This window comes from Candidatus Saccharibacteria bacterium (assembly GCA_016699955.1).
GTDB lineage: Bacteria > Patescibacteriota > Saccharimonadia > Saccharimonadales > UBA4665 > JAGXIT01.
Genome location: CP064993.1, coordinates 97,516 through 119,910, shown reverse-complemented (window position 1 = coordinate 119,910; position 22,395 = coordinate 97,516). Strand labels below are relative to the sequence as shown.

Sequence of the window (22,395 nt, the reverse complement as noted above, 5' to 3'; positions counted from 1 at the left end):
AGGTTGCATTGCATCGGATTAAACATGCTGGGGCGGTCTGATGAGATTTCGGGCGAGACGATATTTTTTGGCGTAGCAATGTACTTGCATGCCACGCAACATAGCTGTACTATACTAGGCAATAGCAATCGTTGGATTGACTAAACAAGAATGGAAAACAGCTATGGCAATAGAACACCATGCGGCTAGCGGTGAGGACGGAATACTAGGTATGAGACAGCTCAATCCTAGGCGTTTATTTTTCTTGAGTGCCCTTGCGGCAACCGCAATTGTGGGTGGTAACTACTTTTTTTCAGACAAAAGTGCGGATACTACATACTTTCAACCCGTAGTCCCTGGTGCGAACCATGCAACCAGACTCGCTCTTGGTGGTGATGCGGCGAGTCAAGCTGTTCTTGTTATGCTGCCTGGTGGTGCCCGTGCTACCCCCGTTGCGGTACGAGCTGGTCAAGACGGGGTGCAGGTGTGTCAGGCTAAACCTTTACCAGTTGAAGCAGCAACAACGTTGCAAACGCCAGACGAAGTATTTGCTGTCGGCTGCGACGCGCAATCCAATATTTCGTCGACGACCGCTGGCAAGGACAATCCTGTTCCTTTAAGAGGTGGAATTACACTTCACATCGTGCCAACAGCACAGGGCGAGTCTCCAGCCGGGTCTCGAATATTTGAGTTTCGCGCAACCGTAGATAAGTAAGGGAGAAAATAGACCATGGCGGAAAGACATACAAGCAGAGCTAAGAGAAATTTTTGGAGTGGGCTCGTTGTAACAGCTGCATTGACAGGATGGTATCTAGCAGATTCAAATAATCAGTCATATGAAACACGAACGCTTACATGCAGGACGGAGCTGAGTAAAAGAATTCCTGAAGGTAAAGTTGATCCTGCCCGTCCGTTTGCTGAATTTAACGTTTATCTCGCAGGAGGTAAGTCTGTCGCTCGTATAGCCGTCGCAGCAAGTGTATATGACGGTAGCATACCTCTCGCCGGCCTACAGGCTATGCGAAGCAGAGTTGTGCCAAAGGCCGAGGAAGGAAAACTAATAACTGCGGGGTTTTTTGATAGCGCAACGGTGCCTGCAGTGCCTGAAATCACTACAAATTTTAATTTTGTTCCCGGTAAAGGTCAAATTGCACAACTACCGCTGGATCCTAAACACATCGTAGAAATTGCTGCCACACAAGATGGTAAACGCAATTATGCTGCACTGACCGCCCAATGCCTCGTCACAGGGTAGCTCGCTGTAGGGGTTTTTCCACAGTATGAACGGTTTGCCGGCAAGCGCTCGGCAGATAATAAGATTGTAATATTTACAAATAAGCGACATATAGCTTGCATTATCTACAGGCGGGTGTATATATGAGTGAATACAAAACTAAAGAGGGAGACGGAATATGGCAGAACGAGGTTTGAATGTGGTAGAGGCGGGTGTTAGGATGGTTCTTGCACTCGGGTGTTTAGTGGCAGCTACAGAAACCTACGCTGTGGCGGATGATTTAAGAGGGCGTATCCAATCTCCACCCTCGGCGGTACAGCACTGGCTGGGCGATCAATGGGATACAGGTGAATATTTTCTATCACCTGTGGTCACTACGTTAGAGACCGTGAGGAGCGGGGTGTCTGGGCAACCGCGTGCGGAATTGCGCGAGGCAACTCCGTTAGGCACCGCTCTCCTAGGAACTGACGCTCTAGTTGGGCTGGCTCTCGGGTCATTATTATACAGACGTAAGACTCATTAACCCCAACCCGACCTAAGCCCCCAACAATATCACCTTAGGAACTCGTATACTTGGTTTCTTTGGCTGAAGCTGGTAGGCGATAAGCCCAACAATAACGTTTACAGTAAAGTTTGCGAAGCTTCGATGCCGCGTATGCTCAATCTGTTCGTTGTTTTTCAGGTGATCGTTGATGGTTTCTATGATGAACCGCTTCCTTAGTAGTAACTTGGCTTGAATCAATTAATTTGTTCTGCATATTCTTCCGGATGTTTGTGACAAGCTGTAAGCCTCGTCTCCATAGCTTCGCGAACAAGTTCTTTGAAATATAGCCCTTGTCAGCAAATAGCCTGCCAGTCAGACCTTTGGTAAGTCCTGTGACGACGGGGTATTGGCATCAGACACATTACCTGGTGTCATACGTACAGCAAGCAGTTCGCCGTTGTCATTGACGACAATATGAAGCTTAAATCCGAAGAACTAACCTTCGGAATTATGCCCCCGCTCGGCTAGCCCTGCGAATACTTTGTAATATCGAACTGATGGTGCAGGTGTAAGGTAGAAGCGGTTTAGCTATTTGGCGGCTATATCGGCAGGGGTAGTAGTGTGAGGCCGTCCTGTAATGTACCGCCCGGCTACGGCTGCCATATCGGCACCAGCAAGGGTTGTGCCGATGCTACGTTCCGCATCTGCGTGGCCGCCCCAAAACGAAAAATACCTCGTCAGTGTTTTGTCGGCGTCTCGTACGCCACCGCTAAACCAAATATCTTTTTCGCCGGCCGTCGTACCAGCCGTGCCGGTTTTGCCGGCAACACTTTCAGGTCCAGACGGAGAGTTTATTTGGCCATATGCCGTTCCGTAGGGTTGGTTAACGGCTGTTTTTAGTGCTTGGGTTGTTGCCAGTGCGATTGCTGTGGAAAAAACAACCTTTTTTGTTGGCGCAGGCTGTTCGTACACCGTTTTACCGTCCGCTGTATTATCTGTTATTTTTTTAATGGCCGACCAGGCTGTTTTGCCGTAGAATAACGCCGTACCCTCGTTTGATAGGATGCCCCGCATGCCCACTGCTTCTTGGAGCGGAGACATTGCAGTTGCACCGAGTATGATTGAGGGTACATAAGGCTCTGGGACAACCATGCCAAACGCGTTCATTTTGTCGACAATTTGGCGTATGCCGTATTTATTAACAGTGGCCGCTGCCCACGTATTTGATGACGTAGCTAGTGCTTGGGAAGGTGTCATGTTGCAAGGTGTGGGCAGTTTCAGCGCGCTACAACCAGTGTGACCAGTTACAACCCATGGCTGTTGACCCGGTTGCTCTATTGTAACCGAGTTAGGCACAGTGATTTGTGCATTTGGATCAACCCCATTTTCGAGCGAGACGGCGTAGGCAATGTGTTTATTTCCTGAACCTGTATCGCGTCCGCCACCCCCACCCAGTTTGCCGACGGCGATGTTTGTTTGTACCTGTCCGTAGTTTTTACTGCCGACCATAGCTACAATGTTGCCCTTTTCGTCGAGGCTTACTCCGGCTCCGTTTATCGACTTAGTACGGGGGTAGCTTTGGATAGCATTGTTCATGGCGACTTGGTCGGCTGTTATAAGCGATGTTTGTATGGTATACCGCCCACTCATAACTTCTTGTGTGTTGACTGGTCGGCCAAGTTTTTCCGACAAGAGCTCGGCCGAATTATTAATAACAAAATCAGTGAAATGCTGAGCGTTTATGTTTTCTGCGCCCTTAAAACTAATTCCCATAGGTACAACTGGCTTATATGGTATGATGAGCGGAAAATTTTCTGCTCTGAGCAATGAGTCCCGCATGTCTGGGCTTATCAGGTTAGGATTGTTATCGGCCGCAATGTTGACGACTGTTTCGTAGCGGTATCTTAAGCGCTGTGACTCATACACGTACCCTGCGTAGGTTTTGATCTGATCTGCCACATCCTGTTTCATTGTGCCATCAGCAACAGCTGTGGCGAGTGCTCTGTATGTGATGTTTCGGCGCTGACTGGTTGAATTATCGCTGGAGAGCTGCGAAGCTATCGACGCACTAAAATCTGCGTAAATTCTTGACCGTTCGGGTGTAATCGAATCTGCGGTAAAATTTACGTCAAAGTTTGAAGGTTCGTTAATCACGCCAACTAGCAAAAGGCTTTCCGGCAAAGAAAGGTTATTGGCAGATTTGCCAAAATACTGCCTAGAAGCCGCTTCAATACCATACGCATCTCGACCGTAAGAGATAATGTTTGAAAACGCTTCAATGACTACGTCTTTAGCAGCTTGCTTGCTGCCAAGCTTAGCTTGTAGTTCTTTCTCTACGTATCGAGCCTGAAGGCATTCGACGCCTTCAGCACCAATAGCATCGAGTGTTTTTTTATCTTGTGGCCGAGGTGATGCGTCGATTTTACTGACGAGCTGCCGAGTAATACCGGAGGCTCCTTGTACTCGCGAACCACCGCTTAGCCCAAAATCCCTTGCAGCTCTCAGAATTGCTTGTATATCGCATCCATCATTGGCAAGAAAGTTTTTGTCTTCAACCGCAATTAGGGATGAAACAAATTTATTACTGATATCTTGATACGCCGTCTTCACGGTAGTCGTAGCAGTAGCCATGACACCAAGTGCATTTGCTTTAGTGCAGGGGTTTGTGTCTGCAGCGCAGATTAAACCTGTTTCGCCCCCAGCTATGCCTGTTTGCCCTAATTTCTGAGGTATGGGAAAGTCAACGCTGCTGATGCCGAAATCTTCAGGTATTTGATTTGGCTCGATGAGGCCTTTGTAGCCCGCATAACCGGCTAAAACACTACCCAAGGTTGCCACGGCCACGAATTTGCGAAATCCCATAAGTATAGTATTTATACTACATATTTATAAAATACCAAAATATCTTCAGATATTCATGATCGAGCTATGAAGTTATCAGGCGTATGCCGTGGCAGAAATGACCCCAGCGCGGTGCCAGCAACAAGCTGATTAGATCATTTATTTGCACATAATCATTTATGGTACTATTATTTTATGATGCTAGGGCTCGTACAGGATACCCCCAAGTAGGACACTAAACCTGTATTGTTAATCTCTCTAAGTATACTTCATTCGCAGTTCTGTAGCCCAAGACTTGTCTTGGGCGTTCGTTTAGGTACGCTAGTACTGTAGCGATGGTTTCTTTGGTAACCGTGCTCAGGTCTGTTTTTTTCGGTATGAAGTGACGTATCCATTTGTTCGTATTCTCGACTAAGCCCTTCTCCCAGCTATGGTAGGGATGGGTGAAAAAGAACGGTGCTCCGAGCAGCTGCTCGAAATGTTTCCAGTAGGTGAAGGCGATGTCATTGTCGGTCAGTATGGTCTTGACGACAATGCCGTCAAACATCCGCTTCAGAGCTCGTGAGAGCTCTTTTTTGGTTCGGTTTGGGAGCAGCTCGATAAGGGTTCGTTTGCTTAGGGTGTCGACGGCCACCAGTAGGACAGCTTTACTGCCGCTTCTCGTTGGGCTGACAATGAAGTCAAGCTCGTAGTGACCAACTTCGTCGCACAGTATCCGTTCCTCAATCCATTTACGTTCGCCAATGAGCCCACGTCGGTACATGGCCTTTCTCCGTTTCGGCTTACCCTTAAAGTACAGCTTGTGCTGCAGGGAATAGAGTGTGACATAGCGGTAGATAGTCCGTTTTGAAACAGGACAGTCACTGCTGCCAGCGATCTCACCAGGTGACCAGCCTTTGTCGAGACTGTCGTCAACGTATTGGCGCAGTGTCTTATCTTTTGCTACCTTATTACTCGATGTACGCGCCCAGTAGCGTTTTTGGTATGCCTTGACACTGGCTTTACGAGCAACATACTCACCAGAGACCGCTAGATTCTTCAATTCATAACTAATAGTATTGGGGCTACGCCCCAACTCGCTCGCTATGTAGCGAATACTTTTGCCGCCCCTGTGCCAATGCTCTATCTTTACTCGATCTTCGTAGCTTAAATGACCATACTTTTGACCCATAGCTACTATTGTAGATTTGGATCGACTTATTTTAGGGATTTTTCTATACCGTTTCATATGCACTAGCCTTTCTGGCTAGTGTCCTACTTCAAAGGGACCTGGAGGGCTGCTATGTACCATTAAAAAGCTGTGAGGCGAGGATGACGAAAGGTTTTAAACCTACAAATGAACATAATGTTGAGCAAAGACGATGGCCAGCAATTGCTTTGGGCGTGACGCTCGTTGTTGGAGCAGCGCCGGCCTATGATTTTTTTGTTAAAGGGGACGGCGGCAGCTCGACTGTCTCGGCGTATCCAGGCGCGCCAAACCTGGCTGATGCGCCAGTAACGATATATCTGCAACCAGCGAAACCAGTAGATACGGCACCCTCAAATCGTCAGCAGACCCCTGTTTCAACAACTCCGTCAAAACTTGTGTGCCCCCCGCCGGTGAAACAGCCAATAAAGTATGCTCCGGGTCAGGGCAAGACCGTTGCGCTAACGTTTGATGATGGCCCTGGTAATGCCACTATGGATGTGCTTACAGTTTTGCAGCGCGAGGGTGTAAAGGCAACCTTTTTCGTAACTGGAGAAAATGTCAAAAAATTTCCGAATGAAATCAGCAGACTTGCAGCAGCGGGTATGCAAGTGGCTAACCATTCTTATGATCATCGTTATCCCACGCAAGTTATGGGCGGGTGGACACCAGCCTTTCTCCAAAGTCAACTTAAGCAAACGGAAGATGCGCTGACCGGCTTAACCGGCAAGCCGGATTGTTTTTTTCGCCCGCCCGGTGGGTTCCAAACAAATGTGATATCTGCGTCAAATAAACTCGGTAAGAGTGTGGTTATGTGGTCAGTTGACACACTTGACTACCGGCAGTCCAGCCGTACGACCGAAGCGTCTACGGCAGCAATTCATGCTGCTGCAACGAAGGTAAATGGTATCAATAATCCCATAGTGCTCTTTCATACAAACAAGGCAAGTGGGGAACCGGAGTCAGAGTTAACGTCCAACAGGAGTAATACCGTCGCCGCGTTACCTGGAATTATTTCTTGGTATCGGGAGAAGGGGTTTTCATTTGTAACAGTAATGGGTCAGTGACAGAAATATTTAGCAGAGTTAGGCAGCTGTTGTAAATAATATATTACACAAGAGTTTACTATTATTCTAATTTGGTATATAACATTACTATGAATGCCCTAAATGGAATAGTGGCGGGGTCTTTAGCTTTTTGTGGGGCTGCTTTTGCGGTGGGAGTGGCAGATGTTTATGCGCATGGCGGCGAAGTTGTTATAAATCATCCCGAGGCAGATTCCTTTTTGGCAATCGCCGGAGTAGAGCCAACTGAACTAGGCATTTTAGGTAAATTTATTGTCATCGGTCCTGATGCGTTTGCTCGTCCAACAGACAACAATGGTTCTAAACCAGTTGAAAGACGTATTTTTGTCTCGCCTGCAGTTGGCGCACAAGCATTGTCAAAGTTGAAATCGGATAACACTAACGGTTGTCCTGAGATGGGTAAAGAGATTATCATTCATGGCCCTGCAGCAACGGCCGCTTCGACTACGCTTAAGACGGCACTCTGCCTTGACGTCAGTAAAGCGCAACAGGCCACAAATGGCGAAATAACTTTTTCGCCGGTAGCAACGAATCTTGCTGACGCACCCCGAACGCTGGCTGACCCCGCAAACCTAGAGGCCTGCAGAATAGTAGCAGAAAAACTTCATCGTTTAGCGAAAGATTTGTTGGCAAAAACAGGGGTAGTTCCTCCAGGCGAAACCGTGCCGGTGGCTTTTAAGGTACTTCCGGTTGGTGCTGCTGCTACGAATTGTGATTTGCATAGTATAAGAAAGGACTGAGCGATATGTTACACACACAACTATTACAAGTTTATAAATCAAGCGTAGGTCAATTATGGGTAAGGTAGCAGCCGGATGCGTTGCAGTAGGACTTGCATCAGTTGCATCAGTATATGCTTTTGTGCCTGGTTTTCGTGATGGTGTCAATTGCTCGGCCGAGGTCGTAACTGGAAATAATACAGCAGGTAGTATTAGCAAATGTTTCGGCTGGGATACGGGTCATACTGAAGTAACAGCTACCGTGCAAGCCCCGGTAAAAGAACGTGAATTTCCGGTCAATACTATCCAAAAACATGTTTTAGGTGAAGTCGCCATGACTCTCAAAGGTGAAGCAAACGTCAGGATCGACAATGAAAAATGGAAAGGATTTTGGGAGGGTCCTGGTTCAAATATAACCTGGAACAAGAACAATGAAAAAGTAGTAACAGCCAGGTATCAAGTTTGTTTTGGTACCGATCTGGCAGACAAGGGAGGCATAAACGGCATACCACCAAAATCAACGCTCCAGACCTCAATTGTCGCTGATGGACTAGATAGAGTAAAGGTAAAAGTTTTTACTGAGCCTATCGAGGTCTGCTCCACCAGAGTGGCAGCTGGAGAGGAGGCGGGTGGCCTGGCAAACGAACAACTCTGGAAGAATGATGATGGTGGGTTTTTTAAAACAAATATGGACACTGAAGGGAAAGATGAAATCGAGGCAGTTCTAAGGACAGCTTTAGCTGCTCTTATCGTCGATTCGGTTAATGCCCAAGCATGTCCGCTCGAAGCGCTCCAAAATGGCGGGATGTCTCTGCAGGCTGTAGAGCGTGAAATTGCTAAAGTGGCTTTGGGCGGACTCCTAGAGATCTATGGTTCGGACAAGGTCGTCAGGGATAGGATAACCCAAGCATTTGCTGATCAATATCCGGAGCCAAAACAACCGGGACAAATATCGGAAGAAAAACCAATCCGCGACAGCTTTAGGGTACATATTACCTCAGATGCAAAACGTGTTGAAAAATACCAAGCAATTCTCAATGCTCGTATTGCGAGCATGACAGGAACAACGACAAAGATCGAAGGGCTTGAGGACACAACTATACGGTGGAGTGTTGTCGCTAACCCAACAAAAGTGAGTTGCGGAACTGGTAAGTTAATGGCGGCGGGTTAGCAAGATGAAGTTTAGAATAGATCTGTTTGGAGTATGTGATGGCTAAAGGCAAAAAGTTTAACATGAGCGATCTGTTGCCAGCTAATGGTAACGGCTATGGCAGCGGAACTCCATCGGTGATTTACGTGCTGGGCGGCTCCGGCAATCGGTTTATCACAAGGCGCAAGGTGATTGCCGCTGGCTTAGGCACTGTTCTTGGTGTCGCCGGCTATATGGGTAGAGATTTGGGTAGCGATTTTTTAGGTCACATAAACAGCTACTGTATAAAAAGTGACTCGGGCTGGTGCGCAACTGGCTGGATGGCCGCACCATTACAGACCAAGCCACGTGAAATCCCCGCATCGCTTCGCCGGGAAGGCGCGAATAGTCAAGTACTTGGTAGTTATGCGGTGAACGCCGGAAAAATTGCTCGGGGGAAAGACGGGCATATTGTCGTGTTCCCCACATTTACATATAGTGTCGAAGGTTTTACGGACGCGTACGGCGCTACTTATACTGATAAGGCAGGACTAGCCAAACCAGTCACGCCAGAACAAGTCAATAAACTAACCCTTGGGGATATTGTTGCCTCAATGACGGTGGTAAAAAAAGGTGCAAGTGAGGCAGAAAAAAAACGTGCACTAGAGACGGCACAGATGTGCAGGGATGACATGGCAGCCGTTGTGCAAAAGGCTCAGGTCCATGCCGGGTGGCTTCTTCGTGATAGTACCGACATACCGGCCAAAGATCTTTTGACAGCTGAAAATGCTTACGCAATTGCGCCCTACACAATGAAACCAGATAGTCCGAATGTTCCGAATGTATATGTCGGTCTTATGGTTCAATCGACCGACCCAGCCACTAAACAGCTTGTTGCAACCCCTCACATAGTTACATGCCAACTGACGGAGGCACAGTAACATAAATGGGTAAAAACGTCCTAGCCGGAGAAACTCATGTATTATGACCCCAATAGTTTAGCAAGGCACATCGCGCAGCTCGCACCGCCTGCGCGTTTGACGGCCGATACTCATATGCCCCCAGGGTCTGTTAGAGCAGCAGGAGCTGGCGTTCTTCTCTCTCTTGCCGTACAGTCGGGTGCCGGTGGGAGCGACTTGGCACTGATAGCAAACTGGCAGCCACAGTCCGGTGGCATACTGCCTACGAACCCGATTGTTGGGGCCGCCCTAGTACCCGGTCAAATCGGGGGTATTTCTACTGAGCCCACTATCCTAGAAGCACCGCCGAAGATTGTTCTTCCTGAAAGTATCGTCCAGAGAATGACGGGTCAGGGTTTACCAAGTTTAGCTGCAGGAATAGGTTCAACATCCACCGAGTCTCGGACAAATGTATTATCACCAACTGCTCCGCTCGGTCGACTTGCGACCACGGGTACACCTGCAACCGTAGTGCCGGTTGGGGAGACAAGCCTGAATCAGACAGCAATTGTTGCTGGAGCGACCATGACGCCGGACAGTCGGCGCATTACCACAGGTTGGGCAGGTATACCCGACTTACGCCCAGCTACCGTCGTTTCAGACACCCCAGGAGCCCGAACCGAAACAACTGCCTTGCTGTCCCAGGGTACCCCAGTTCAAGTAGCCAGTCCCCAGCCCAGCCCCAGACTAGGTATAAACGCAGCAGAAGTAGCAAATCCTCGTACTGTACCTGTCGCAAGCGTCACAATTGCGCCCCAAATAGTGAGTAGCCCCACACCTCAACAACTGCTTACTGTTTCACCGTTCGAAGCATTGTCTCGGATTGCTCAATTTCCCAGTGGCACTGTGGCTTCGGCACCCGGCACTACACCTGACCTCCAGGGTAGTCAACCGCTCGTAGGGACTTATAATGTCAGCCAACAACTGCCGACACAACCGCTGAGTGCGCTTGTCCCAGCTGTCGAAATTACACCACTGGATCGGATGGGTGGAGCAACCAACCCACTCACAAGAGATTTGTCCACGACACTTTTCTCAGGAATCAAACGCGTAGATGATTATATTGTAGATGCACCTGGTACCCCCGCACCACTCGCGACCGTAATTACACCACTTGGGGTAGCCCCAAATCCACTGGATCAATCCCAGTCGGAAGCGCCAACTGCCCCGACACTACAGCCAGCGGAAACTGTATCGGTATTAACACCATCTCGAAAAGCTTATTCAAAGGCTGTTGAGATTAAAGCCGAAGCATACCTCCAAATGAATATTAGGGAAAAAACCGGTAATAATGATGGTCTGCCAGCAAAACTTTTTATGGAAGGCAGGGAAGGTCGTGACTGGCCGTGGTGCGCCGGAGCGGCCTGGCAAATAGACACAGATGCCGGTTATGTTCTTACAACAAATCGGCCTAAAGCCGCATGGTCGAGTGGAAGAATCGTGGGTGCATATGAGATGATGCTGGCCATAGAAAATGAACCGGGTTCTAAGCTATATACTGCTGCGGATTTTCGGAATGGAAAGCTGAACGACATAATTGTATATGGTGATTACCTGTTTTATCGAGTGAGTAAAAAAACTGGACATGATGGCGATAATCACGTTGGGCGTTTCTCTCGATTTGATCCAAACGGTAAAGGCTACTGGTCGTTTGACGGCAATCTCTCAGATCGTTTTAAGGAAACATTTCATAAGTGGGAGGGCGATGATCTGACATATGTAGGGATGCGCTTCGTAGGCGTATCCCCACAACAGGCAGACCAGCCAAAACAGAAGGCACCTACACCGCCACAACAAGCTTCTACCTCCCCACAGCCAGTATTTAATCCCGCGACGCGCAACCCCCTTAGCCTACTTACTCCTCAGCAGCCTAGCGTGGCTATTGCCGGTTTGACCCCTGGTACCGTGGCCATAGGTGTGCCAGCCGAAGTAACTCCGGTTGCAGATAGTGTGGACAAGCCAGAGCAAGTCGACTCTGGAGTAAATCCGCTTGAAATGGGGCAAACAGCGCTGGCGGGAGTGGGCTCGCTTAGCGTGGTTGTTTCTCCAACCCCTACTCAAGCACCAGGCGCCTCTCCACTAGATGGCACAATCACACCGTTGAATGATGATAAAACTGCAACCCCATCTTCTACTGAGGGCGCATCTAAGCCGGCGGAGACGAACAAGTCCCCCGCTCACAAGGTGATGCTTGAGGCCATGGTTAACTCAATCATTTATCAGGAGTCCCGTGGCAACCCGCGGTCATTCAACTCAGATTCCGGAGCAGCAGGCTTAGGAAACTGGATGGTAGGGACATGGGGCGGGCGGGGCGGATTCAAATCGGCCAGAGATGCTCCACCGCAATTTCAATACGACCAGATGCGAAGGGAAGTCGGTGATATTTACAAGAAGTTTTCAAACGACAAGTTTCCAGATGCTAACGAAGAGTCTATATGGAAAGACGTTGCTGGGGGTTGGTACGCTGGCTCTGGTTGGAAAAGCAAAGGCTATGATGTTAATAGAGGGCAGGGCGGGGGTAAGTACCCATCCATTGCTCAGTACTGGACCGAAGTGGTAAACCGCGCAAAAGGCTATGTGGCTAACCCCGCGAGTGTACCCAAAATTACAGGTGTTAACCAAGACCCCGGAGTTAATAATATTGACAGTGACTCGTAGGAAATGTAATTGCTGCCAATACACTTGAGTGGTATAATACGCCCTATTACACTCTATAATGAGTGATATAAGGAGAATATATTTATTATGAGAATTAGTATGGAAGGTATTCTTTCCAACCGAAGGACAATAGTAACTACCGGTATTGCAGCGGCTTTCTTAGCAGCAACAGCAGGATGTGGTGTCAAGGGAAGTGAAAAAGGGACAATAAAAGAGGGCTGGGGTGGCATTGCTACCGCGGCTGCTACTGGTCCTGCTGCGCCTGCCGTTCCCCAAGGACAGGGTGAGGTTGCAGCGGCGACACGAATTTTGGTTAAAGGCATGGTTGGCCAGGACGTACTCTCAGCGCAAAGCATGCTCGCATCAGTGGGGTGTACACCAGCAGATATGGTTCCAGCAGGTAATTTCCTTGAAAAAACTACCGAATCTTCACTGAGATTTAAGAGGAACTTGGGTGCAACCAATCCCAATGTTTTGCAAGAAGGTGGCGCAGTAAGCCCTGAAGCAATCGGTCCCCTTACCCTTGCAGCATTAGGCAAGGCAATCACTGATAAGGTAACAAACTGTTATGAACCAGCTGCTCGTCCGGCTGCAGCGCTAGCACCGGTACCAGCACCAACAACGGCGCGTCCTTTCGACTACCTTACAGGAAAAGCTCCTACAGGAGGAAGTATGTCAGTATGTGGCCTGAACTCGATCGCTGAAGGCGCTACCTGTCAGATACCGGTAACTCCAGCTCCAGGTCGTAATCGATAAAGTACCACGTACCACATTTTGGCCGGTTACTAAAAAAAGCAAGACTTTTCTTTCCTGTGCGGTTGCGATACCACTTAACCGTACCGTAAGTAACCCCAGTTCGACATAAAAACCTGTGCATCCTCTCGCTCGTCGCAAGAAGCGCTGCGTCAGCAGCGCCTTTAGGGGTGGGCAGCTCTTTGTTCGGATTTATTCCGAACAAAGAGTGGGGCGGGCGAGCCCGACCCTACTGAGGTCGACTGTTATGTCGAACTCAGGTTAAGTACGGTTCCTTCAGTGCTTCGGAAAATGCACAGGATCTTTAAAGTGCTAAATGCGTGCAGGGTTGGGGAGCTAAAAACAACTGGATTTATTTCAGTTGTTTTTTTGGGGGACGAGCCTGCCTTTAGAACTCGGCGTAGGGGCCGAGTTCGGGTTATGTACTCGACTCAAATACTGCCCACCTTAGCATGATGGCTGGGTGTTCCTGCGTGTGTGGCTCCGCCGTGTAGTTTTTGCTAAAGACCTTTGCCCGTGCAGGTGCTTGGGCTATAAAACGGGCTCGTTGCGGTCGGTGGTTTTGCTTGGGTTGGGTTGACTTCTTTATTGGCGATTGCCTCGCTCAGAAGTCTAGTCTGATCAGCAGCCGGTAAGGATGTAAAGGCTTCGCCACTTACGATCGACATTGCAGCAATCAGGTTGGCTGGGGCTGCGACATTATCCGGCGACAGCTTGAAAGGGATCAGACTATTGCAGACAATTGCTCCGCCTAAAAAGGAGATTTTTGCATTAGCCTTTTCCTGTCCCGTTCCAGCGATTACTCCACCGTCTAAGATTGAGCTGCCAGCCCTTGGAGAGGTATCGATGGCTTCGATGGAGCCACTCTGCCTTTCTATAAAGGGTACGTTATCAGTCGCGACGGTCAACAACGCTGTGGCTGCTAGGCCAACCAGCCCAATACGGGCTGCCCTAAGGCGCTGGTATTCAAGGCCGTGTGACTCTTTCCGTACAACCTTACCATGGCTAAAAGGATCTAGTACGTTTCCCAGCTTACCTCGTTTATGCGCACGATCAACAGCAACACTCTTGAGCTTAGCGTTATATTCATCGTCAACATGTAAATGCTCCGGGCTAATTATGGCACGCGGAACCCAGTGCACTTTTCTGAGCATAAAGCCAAGAACGGTTGGTATAGGGTACGCTTTGCGGAAAGCCTCAGGAGTACATCGGGTCTCAATGCCCAGCTTCCCGCCATCAGTAAAGTGCGTAGTACTATCGCCTGTTGTCTTCGGGTCCCTAAACCCGGGCACTTCAACTCCTTCCCCTGCGTATGATGTTATTCTTTTACTTCCTCGCATAGCTGCTCCCTTTGTAATTGCTTATTCATTACGGTTTACTTGCTTTAAGACGTCATATCGTTAGTTACCTCCGAGTTGGCCACAACGGTCTTCTTTCTGGAGCATCAAATAGCGGCACTTCTTCTGCGCTACCCGCTTGTGTAACTTTGTCAGCAGATCCAGACTCAGTACCCTCTCCTCCAGATAATGGTGGGTTACCAATAGAACCATTGTTTTGAGCATGTCCGTTTTGTGGTTGCGGGGGTAAACTTGTCAGAGAGGCCAGGTTAACTTTAGGTGTAGCTACTAGGGGTAAGCCGAGCGCTCTCCGGCCTTTGTTGACTGTGTCGAGATCCAGTGTTACGGGCGGCAGCTGAGTCTTAGGCGTTAAGTTGGTAATACCCGGAGGTAAACCGGTATGAACGTCTAAATGATGCACTCCCTCAGGAAACCGTTTATCTAATATGACACCAGGGCCTGATATAATGACTGTCGTACCCTCTCCAGCTTGATCGGTTTTTTTTTGAATAGCGACAGATCCAATATATCGAATGGTACCTCCGTCATCCAGGGGATGTATTTTTTCAACTTGCACTGCGCCTTCCGGAGTGAGGCTGAGAGCGACAATGGTGCCACCTGGTCGAGCCCCGCCGAGTAGTGTATTACCACGACCATGACCAGGAGCATCTGTCGAGAAAAATACTGCCCCGCTAACCGATTCAAGTAAGTCAGCAACTTTGAGGGGTGGTTGCCCGTTGTTATTGGCTTCCCGCTCTGCTTGTGTCAAGCCTTTCAGCAGGTCTGCTGCAGAAACACCCTCAACCGGTGTTAGTTTACCCAAATCGGCTGGTAATAATGTACCTCTTTGCAACAATCCAACTAATGTCTCTGGATCTGTTGCTTGGGGAATGGTGTCTGGTAAGCGAGCTGGGTGGTTAAATACAGGCCCAACACCGAGTTTACTTCCATCGTCAGAGACTTCACCACGAGATCCTAGGGTAAAGTAAGGTGGAAGCTCATTTATATTCTCAATGACAACTGAGCTATCTACACCAAGTGATGTGATTTGTACTGCTAGTACTTGCCCCTCTGTATCGCTACCCACCGGCATTATAATTGTCCGTGCTTCTAAGGGTGTCGCTGGCTGATGTTCCGGTTCGTCTAAGCCACTACTCACGTTCGGCAGTGGTCGTTTAGTGTCTTCGCCTATTGGTACGGCTATGCCACCAAATTCCGACATTATCTTTTCCTCCTACCATCAAATAGTAAACTTGAATGAGGCATGACCCAAGTACTAACATCTGGATAAATACTATTTGACAGTAAAGGCACGCCGTCTTTCAACGCAACTCCTGCGATGTGCGTGCCGCCCCTTTCTCCCCACCCCCGACGCCGAGTACTCTGCATGACATAGTCGCCGGATTGACCGGGTCTACCTGCTTGTTCTCCTCTGAGCCGAGCAACTTTAGTAGTGTCTGTAATTATTCCTGGCGCACCAGTCGATGTTTGGGGAACGCTAACCCATTGCATTCCGCCACCTTCTCTAATGACCGCATGCACTACAGCCGAGGATCCTAGCATTGACGCCACGATGATGTCGGTTTCACGTTTTCGACTAAGGATCTCGCTAAGGAATAGTGTATCTTTTTCAGGAATTTTGCGCGCGCCTTCCCCGAGGTGCCCGGCGTCCATTAGTGCCTCCAATATTTTGGCAGGAGCCTCCATAAGATCGATCACGACTTTTCTGCGCGGGTAAAGTAATGCATTACGAAGTCTAAGCGCGCTGTCAGACACCGACACAATACCCTGCATTGCAACGTGCCCAGTCGTTCTGTCAAATATTGAACGGGACAGTTCTCTTGGATAACTACCATTGGGATTGTCCACAATCATGCCGCCCTTGCCGTCGTATTGAAAGCTGCTTATTTCTTGAAATTGTTCATCATTTGTTGGAGAGCCATAGCTGAAAATAGGGTAAGCGCTATCTAATGACCGGACTACCAAAATGCCGCTGTCAGATATGTTGGGCGCATTCATATTACTCGCCGCTAATTGTGCGCTTGCGGCAAATTGACCCACATTTATCTGGCGAAGTAACTGGGCAAATGAAACATCAAAATGGTCGTATAGTTCAACTCTTAGCCGAGTTGGAGGGGGCAATGCTCTTGTGGCTAAAACAACTTTCCCCAGCTTGTTTACCCAGCTTCCATGCAGTAAAGCCTCGACAACCTCAGCTCGAATACCATTTATCCGCTGTTCGACGGCTGCTTGATAATGCAATTTCTTTGCACCACCGAAGAACCCAAATGGGATTTCATCATAATCATTTTCAGCATCTGTTTTCGCCTGCCAAGCTCGGCTGAGGACGCGGAGCATGAACGGATTGTTACCGTTGTTTGCCAGAAATTCCTTGAGCAGTTCCTCCGTTCCTCTGGGTGTCCCCTTTAGCGCGGTTTTCATTAAATCGTCTAGGTCGACATCGCGTTTCTTGTTATTTTTTGCATTTTTTTCTGCAATAGCCCCTAGTTGTGCATACAAATTGCCACCAAATGTGATTAAACCGTCAACGAGAGTCCTAAATTGGCGCTCTCCTCCGAACCTATCAGTATAATCTCTTGCCTCCTGCGAGTTTTCGAGTACTTGGTTTACAAAACCATATTCCGGCCAACCCGACTCATTTCCTGAAAAGATAGCTCTCGTGTCAAAAAATGTGTCAGAAGGGAACGCATCACCAGTAGTCATTGTGCCGACAAGCTGCAGATCACCTTTGTCATGGTAAAGCTCGCCGTCTGCCAAGGGGTGTGGTTTTATGGCTGGATCCGTTTCCATAAACACTGCATATGCTCCCGTAAAATCCTTATAAGGATTTCGTGTTTGACGGTCCTGATTGATGAGCTCTTGTGCAGCGGAATATAGCCTCCCCGGACCCCATTGACTGCTGACAAGTATTTCGGTTCGTCTGCGAAGCGGAGAGCTTGGGTTCGAACCTGGGGAAGGTAGGAGTATATCTGCAATACGACCGCTGACAGCGTTTTCCAACAATTTATTGGGAGATTTTAGCACAAGTGCCAACGAGCTATCGGGCAAAAAATGAGCTACTTCCTTATGTGGGCTTGCGGGCACATAGCCTAGTACGCTTCCGCCCGGGTATCCATACGTATCTACAAGTGTGCTAATTGGCATGGGCTGGTTTAAAACATCGCCAAAATCTGCCTGAGTCATTAGTGACTCTGCTCCTAACGGAGATGGAGGCGTTTCTTTCTTTCGACCTATACCCATATTGTGTATACCCTTTTTAAAAACCATTGTTAATTAATTGTCTGCAAACCGTCTAACGACTTTCTAGTGACTTGCCTAAACACCGGCGCAAGTACTCACTAACAGTGCTGCAGCAAGCCAGCACGGGTACATGATAGCTACCGGCAGTGGTTGTCTCTCTTAGAAAAAAAAGAGTACGCCGCCCAACCGCGCAGGCTATGAAAATTAGTTTCCTACTTTTTTTTATGAAATGCAAGTGTATTTTTAAAAATCATTTTCTAACCGGCAGTGGAAAGAAGGTTATTCCATATGACAAGGCGTTGACAGGCAGTTCGCGTAAGTTGACTATATGCTGTAAAATGTAAGTGATTTGAAACCATTTTTTGCCATTTTGCTAGTTTCAATCCGAACCAGTGCACAAAAAAATCTATTTGACACAAACACTAGCATATGATTAGCTACCTTCATTCATTTACTAATTGGGCAGGGGGTTACAGACACTATGAGAGATTTTAGTTGGGGCGGACGTCCACCGGCTGGGGGTATTCCAGAAGTTGCTCCGCCAGGTACTGGCCTTACAAGCGTCGGAATTCCTATGCCTCAAAGGCCGGTAGCGCCGCCGACCTCCCTTTCTGATGGAGGTGCCGCTCAAGACCCTGCCGCTACCGGCAAACCCCCAACAAGCACTGAGGTTAGTTTAACTGGCAGAGTTACCGAACCACCTTTACTGTACCGGATTGGTGAAAAGCTCGGTACAATGGCTAATTTAAGAGCAGGATTTCAGTCAGGCTCTGCCACTCCCGGTACTGCACTGGCCAGAATCTCCAATGATGGCGGTAGTGGTAAGCCGGTCAGGCCAAGTCTTTTCCAAGAACGTGAGGCAGCTTTGCTCGCAGAACTAGGTGTAACAGAAGTTACTCCATTACTTCTCGGTGATGTCCGTCGTCAAGCGGGAATCGAAGCAATCAGATCAGCGCAACAGGAGTGGTTGTCGCCAAGCATTGCGCAGGGACCTGTCGCCAGTGTTATATGGCAGGAGGTTGGCTTAAGCGCTACATCAGCATTTGATGGGCTTTCTGGCGACACCGTAGAACCTCCAAGATATTGGGGCAAAAGAAGTGGCTTGCGTCCAAATCACGAGGCCGCTCAAAGTAATAATGCACTAGAAAAAATGAAGGTGAAGTCAATAGCAGCGGCCAGAGAGCGTGTCTTTGGTGATACACCTCTTCTGGACGCCGCACAGCGTGCAATGACAAGCGTTAGCCGCAACTACGTAATTGCTACTGGCCAGGAAGGGTTAAAAGTGCATTTCTGGTCTGCGAACGGCAGTATGTACGTCGATGCCGCTAAACTCGTGGATGTATTTGAATTAGAGGCAACTAACACTGGTCTGTTGAATTCGCGCATCGCGAAAGTGGGACAAATTCAAAGGGCAGACGGTACGATAGCGGAGGTTCCTGTCGAATTGCACCTTTGTATTCAAGACAGTGAAGATCCGAAACTTAGCTATGAAGTTGTTGTCGTCCCGGGTCTAAACCAAGCTGCTGGCAGTCAGGCGGTAACAGTCGACGGACAAACTGGGTCTCCGGTTGATTGGCATAAGGGTTGGTGGGAAGTTAAAGAAGTTGTTACACTCCATAATCCCAGGATTTTAACGAGGCTCATTACTGCACACAGCGGATTTGATGGTGTAGGTGCAGGGCCAGACGGTGAAGTGCGAGTTCCAGGGAATCCTTACGTACCCGTGTACGCAAACGAAGGTTTACATAAGGCAGTAAATTTTCTTTCCAATCCGCAAGCGTTGGGTATGTTGGTGGCCGCTGCAAGCTGTGAAATTCAAAATGACGAGCCACCTAAGCTCGGGGTTGGTCATCTTGTAGACACAGGCGGTACTGTTGATGCTGAGCTTGTTGAAGACGAAGACCAAAACTAAAAAGTACGCGTAGATAAACGCAGGAAATGCCCGGTATACCTTTGTAGCGGGTGTTTACTGCGTAAATCGAGTAAACAAGCCAGCAGTGTATCACGGCTCTGGCGACAAGCAGGCTGACTGGTGGGGTAGGCGTGTCCTAATGACCAGCCGAGATACGCACAGTGCGAAATATACCGTTTGCGAGGCCGGCTGCGTAATTTTGTTTCTCTGTGGCTGTCAGAGGCACGCGCGTACTGCCGTTGACATTTGCGCCATACTCGGCGTAAGTCCATGGCTTGTTGCTGTAGAGTTGTACGAGAGAGAGATTTCCTGGTGGCAAAGGTAAGCGGCCATTAAAATTAAGATTCTCGACTACGACTAGACGGCCTTCAGCTTTTGTCCGTTCCTCGGCAATGATTTGCGTGGCAGTCAGACTCTGCATTGCAAGCGTTGCATCTTCAAAAGTTACTCGTGGGTATGTTGCACTGCACTGATTTTTATTCTTGCATAGGTAACCGTCAACACCTCCGCGGGAGCCACCCACAAACTGAGGCGACATCGTAGCGCGGCTTTTTGGGGCCGTTGGGTCAGTATGGATACTGACTGCGAGAGCGGCGCCGTTTGATCCGCACTCTTGTTTGGGGTCGGTACCGTTAGCAAGGTTTGCACGTTCACGGTGTGAAACATAATCATTCGCAGTTTTTTTGGTCATACAAACTTTATAGCCATTTGCTTCGAGCATACTGCGTAAGAGCGTGGCTACGTCAAATACATCATCTATTTCGGGTGTGTCCGGACGGTACTGAATATCTGGTAGGCCGGTAATTGCATCTATTTTGGGAGGGGTCGGACTGGGGAGGCCGGTAAGTTCATCTTTCTGCCGGTAATTTCCGCTATGCCCTGGGTCGAGGAGTATCCAGGGGCGTCCACTATCGGCTCGATACTGTTGCGGAGAAGGCTTTTGCCCAGCAGATACGCCACCGCCAGGGTTCGGCTGCTGATAACTGTCAACATTGTTCCATGAGCAACTGCTAATAAAGAGTGCTGCAGATAATGCAACTGTCACTGTACGTGAATGTTCAAAACTCATGGCTAGTCATCCTTGTTAGTCTCATTCTCTTGTTTTACTGGCCATCATAATCTAGTTTGGTTGATTTCGCTCATCATGGTGGCAGCCTAAGGATCAGTGGTGGTACTTATGTCGAGCCGAGGTTACCATTAACTCATATGGTGGGGTAAAACTGTTAAAATAACCTGATATTCAGCAATTATTGTTAGGGCTGAAACCTTTTTTTTGACTGGCTTAATTTAACGCTGAAGCCGCGCTAATTTTATCACGAAAACACATAATTGACAAAACAAAAACTGAGCTGTTATTTTACGACAATGCTTTTTTGTACAGCGATGCAACGAAGCGTAACGGCAGTATAGAAAGTTGAACTTGCAAAAAAAGCGAAAAATATGTATTTTACTATTATAAATGAGTATTTTAAGAATAGGCGCAGTTACAGCTTTGGGGGCGGCTATTGCAGTGGGTGCTCACGGCGCGTATGATGTCAACCAACATAGTGGCAATGTGCATGGAATTGATGAAGCGCCGTATTTTACTGTTGGCATGGAAAAGCGCTCTTGGCAGGAGCTTTCTGCCAGCGGCAAACTGGTGCTAGGAATTGTTGGTGCTACACTCACGGATACGCCTGAATCAAGTGCCCCGTTAATGCCACAGCCGAATACCCCTGAAAATAATTCTGCGCAAGCAACAGGTGGTACAGGGGAAAAAAATTGTGGAAGTTGGTTGAAACACCCTGAGGCGGCCGAGAAGCTAAGAAATAGCCTAGCAGCAACTGTTAAATCATCTGTTCTAGATCCACGGCTTGCTCCGGGTGCTGCCGTGGTGGCGGGCTGCGGTGAAAACCAAATTGTGTCAGTTGGTTTCGGAAGCACACGCTATGAGGGTGGCAAACCAATTGACCCGGGGGTGACAAAATACGACCTATCGTCACTCAGTAAGCCGTTTACTGCAGCGGCCATCGTGAGAGCGGTCGAGGCCGGAAAATTGCAATTGGATGATCCAGTCGGTCGGTTTATTCCCGAGTACGGCGTCGGCAATAAAGCAACGGTGACTATGCGGCAATTGCTTGGTCACCGAGCGGGTCTTAAAGATGTAAGGTACGCTAGTATCATTGGTTCAAGCCCTAACCCTCAAGCCGTACAAAAGAAAGTTTTATCCCAGCCACTAAAAGAAACACCCGGCAAGACCTATGCCTATTCGAATGTGGGTTTTTCTGTCGCATGGGCGGTCGGAGGCAAGGCAGTCGGGGGTTCGCTGGAAGGGGTTATCACACAGAATATTTTCCAACCGCTAGGTATGAAAAATAGTACTTACCATCCTCAGGCGGACTGCGCCCCAACATCTTCGGACTACAACCAGAAAGAAGAATTAAACTGCGTTCAGCAAGACAGTTTGGCGCGGGGGCTCGGTGGTGCTTCAGGGCACGCTGGGGTTTTTAGTACAGCCGAAGATGCAGGGAAGTTCGCCGCTATGCTTGCCAATAGAGGGACGTATAAAGGACAAGTTTTATTGAACGCTCCTTCTGTCGCCGCGCTTACTACAGCTTCGACAGACAAAAAAAGCTATGCACTCGGGTTTAGAACGAATGCCAACCGGTCATATTCAAGCATCATGAGTCCGCAGACGTTTGGCCATACTGGCCATAACGGGGTTATAATGATGGTTGATCCAGAAACGGATATGTGGGCGGTTTTGCTCACAAATTCTACATTTGAACAGGCGCCCCCAGACGATAAAAAAAACCGTGCATATGCGGCTGTCTGCGATACAGTCGGTAGAGCCTTTTTGGAACTGTCACCATAACACC

The 22,395-nt window shown here is 48.6% G+C and carries 20 protein-coding genes; 11 read left to right on the top strand and 9 right to left on the bottom strand.

Annotation, left to right across the window (positions count from 1 at the left end):
• Positions 1-163: 163 nt before the first annotated feature.
• From IPL85_00620 to IPL85_00610, 3 genes are all read left to right on the top strand, one after another.
• Positions 164-694, top strand: a complete 531-nt coding sequence (locus IPL85_00620; GenBank protein QQS19954.1) for a hypothetical protein — start codon at positions 164-166, stop codon at positions 692-694.
• A 15-nt stretch (positions 695-709) separates the two neighbouring features.
• Complete coding sequence (locus IPL85_00615) at positions 710-1,234, top strand: hypothetical protein (protein ID QQS19953.1); 525 nt, start codon at positions 710-712, stop codon at positions 1,232-1,234.
• Positions 1,235-1,391: 157 nt separating this feature from the next.
• Positions 1,392-1,736, top strand: a complete 345-nt coding sequence (locus IPL85_00610) for a hypothetical protein (GenBank protein ID QQS19952.1) — start codon at positions 1,392-1,394, stop codon at positions 1,734-1,736.
• Between the two features lie 12 nt (positions 1,737-1,748).
• Here the strand turns inward: IPL85_00610 and IPL85_00605 are convergent, their stop codons facing one another.
• The 5 genes from IPL85_00605 to IPL85_00585 all read right to left on the bottom strand — a co-directional run bounded on the left by IPL85_00605 (position 1,749) and on the right by IPL85_00585 (position 5,709).
• Positions 1,749-1,955 carry a hypothetical protein gene (locus IPL85_00605; GenBank protein QQS19951.1) on the bottom strand — a complete coding sequence of 69 codons (207 nt, stop codon included), beginning with the start codon at positions 1,953-1,955 and terminating at the stop codon, positions 1,749-1,751.
• Positions 1,873-2,073 (bottom strand): hypothetical protein, encoded by a 201-nt coding sequence (locus IPL85_00600; protein ID QQS20416.1) that lies wholly within the window; start codon positions 2,071-2,073, stop codon positions 1,873-1,875. The genes IPL85_00605 and IPL85_00600 overlap by 83 nt, the downstream gene beginning before the upstream one ends.
• Positions 2,070-2,171, bottom strand: a complete 102-nt coding sequence (locus IPL85_00595) for a hypothetical protein (protein QQS20415.1) — start codon at positions 2,169-2,171, stop codon at positions 2,070-2,072. The genes IPL85_00600 and IPL85_00595 overlap by 4 nt, the downstream gene beginning before the upstream one ends.
• 114 nt (positions 2,172-2,285) lie before the next feature.
• A complete protein-coding gene (locus tag IPL85_00590) occupies positions 2,286-4,559 on the bottom strand; it encodes a penicillin-binding protein (GenBank protein QQS19950.1) in 2,274 nt (757 codons plus the stop codon).
• Between the two features lie 214 nt (positions 4,560-4,773).
• Positions 4,774-5,709, bottom strand: a complete 936-nt coding sequence (locus IPL85_00585) for an IS30 family transposase (protein ID QQS19949.1) — start codon at positions 5,707-5,709, stop codon at positions 4,774-4,776.
• Between the two features lie 140 nt (positions 5,710-5,849).
• Between IPL85_00585 and IPL85_00580 the strand changes: the two genes are divergently transcribed.
• From IPL85_00580 to IPL85_00555, 6 genes are all read left to right on the top strand, one after another.
• Complete coding sequence (locus IPL85_00580) at positions 5,850-6,791, top strand: polysaccharide deacetylase family protein (protein QQS19948.1); 942 nt, start codon at positions 5,850-5,852, stop codon at positions 6,789-6,791.
• A gap of 89 nt (positions 6,792-6,880) precedes the next feature.
• Positions 6,881-7,549, top strand: a complete 669-nt coding sequence (locus IPL85_00575; GenBank protein QQS19947.1) for a hypothetical protein — start codon at positions 6,881-6,883, stop codon at positions 7,547-7,549.
• A 55-nt stretch (positions 7,550-7,604) separates the two neighbouring features.
• Positions 7,605-8,699, top strand: a complete 1,095-nt coding sequence (locus IPL85_00570) for a hypothetical protein (GenBank protein QQS19946.1) — start codon at positions 7,605-7,607, stop codon at positions 8,697-8,699.
• 38 nt (positions 8,700-8,737) lie between these two features.
• The gene (locus IPL85_00565; protein QQS19945.1) at positions 8,738-9,598 is read left to right on the top strand and encodes a hypothetical protein; all 861 of its coding nucleotides are present in this window, start codon (positions 8,738-8,740) and stop codon (positions 9,596-9,598) included.
• A 36-nt stretch (positions 9,599-9,634) separates the two neighbouring features.
• Complete coding sequence (locus IPL85_00560) at positions 9,635-12,274, top strand: hypothetical protein (protein QQS19944.1); 2,640 nt, start codon at positions 9,635-9,637, stop codon at positions 12,272-12,274.
• Between the two features lie 87 nt (positions 12,275-12,361).
• Positions 12,362-13,030: a hypothetical protein gene (locus IPL85_00555; GenBank protein QQS19943.1), complete on the top strand. Its 669-nt coding sequence runs from the start codon at positions 12,362-12,364 to the stop codon at positions 13,028-13,030.
• Between the two features lie 497 nt (positions 13,031-13,527).
• Here the strand turns inward: IPL85_00555 and IPL85_00550 are convergent, their stop codons facing one another.
• The 3 genes from IPL85_00550 to IPL85_00540 all read right to left on the bottom strand — a co-directional run bounded on the left by IPL85_00550 (position 13,528) and on the right by IPL85_00540 (position 17,625).
• On the bottom strand, positions 13,528-14,319 hold the full coding sequence (locus IPL85_00550) for a hypothetical protein (GenBank protein ID QQS19942.1): 792 nt from the start codon (positions 14,317-14,319) through the stop codon (positions 13,528-13,530).
• Between the two features lie 112 nt (positions 14,320-14,431).
• Positions 14,432-15,586, bottom strand: a complete 1,155-nt coding sequence (locus tag IPL85_00545) for a hypothetical protein (GenBank protein QQS19941.1) — start codon at positions 15,584-15,586, stop codon at positions 14,432-14,434.
• Entirely contained in the window at positions 15,586-17,625 is a 2,040-nt protein-coding gene (locus IPL85_00540; GenBank protein ID QQS19940.1) for a hypothetical protein, read from the bottom strand. Before IPL85_00540 ends, IPL85_00545 begins: the two co-directional genes overlap by 1 nt.
• Before the next feature lie 481 nt (positions 17,626-18,106).
• Here IPL85_00540 and IPL85_00535 point away from each other — a divergent pair, with 481 nt between their 5' ends.
• Positions 18,107-19,537, top strand: coding sequence for a hypothetical protein (locus tag IPL85_00535; GenBank protein ID QQS19939.1), 1,431 nt, complete (start codon positions 18,107-18,109; stop codon positions 19,535-19,537).
• 136 nt (positions 19,538-19,673) lie between these two features.
• On the opposite strand, the gene IPL85_00530 is transcribed toward IPL85_00535, so the two are convergent.
• The gene (locus IPL85_00530) at positions 19,674-20,606 is read right to left on the bottom strand and encodes an N-acetylmuramoyl-L-alanine amidase (protein QQS19938.1); all 933 of its coding nucleotides are present in this window, start codon (positions 20,604-20,606) and stop codon (positions 19,674-19,676) included.
• Between the two features lie 390 nt (positions 20,607-20,996).
• Between IPL85_00530 and IPL85_00525 the strand changes: the two genes are divergently transcribed.
• Positions 20,997-22,391 (top strand): beta-lactamase family protein, encoded by a 1,395-nt coding sequence (locus tag IPL85_00525; protein QQS19937.1) that lies wholly within the window; start codon positions 20,997-20,999, stop codon positions 22,389-22,391.
• Positions 22,392-22,395 lie beyond the last annotated feature (4 nt).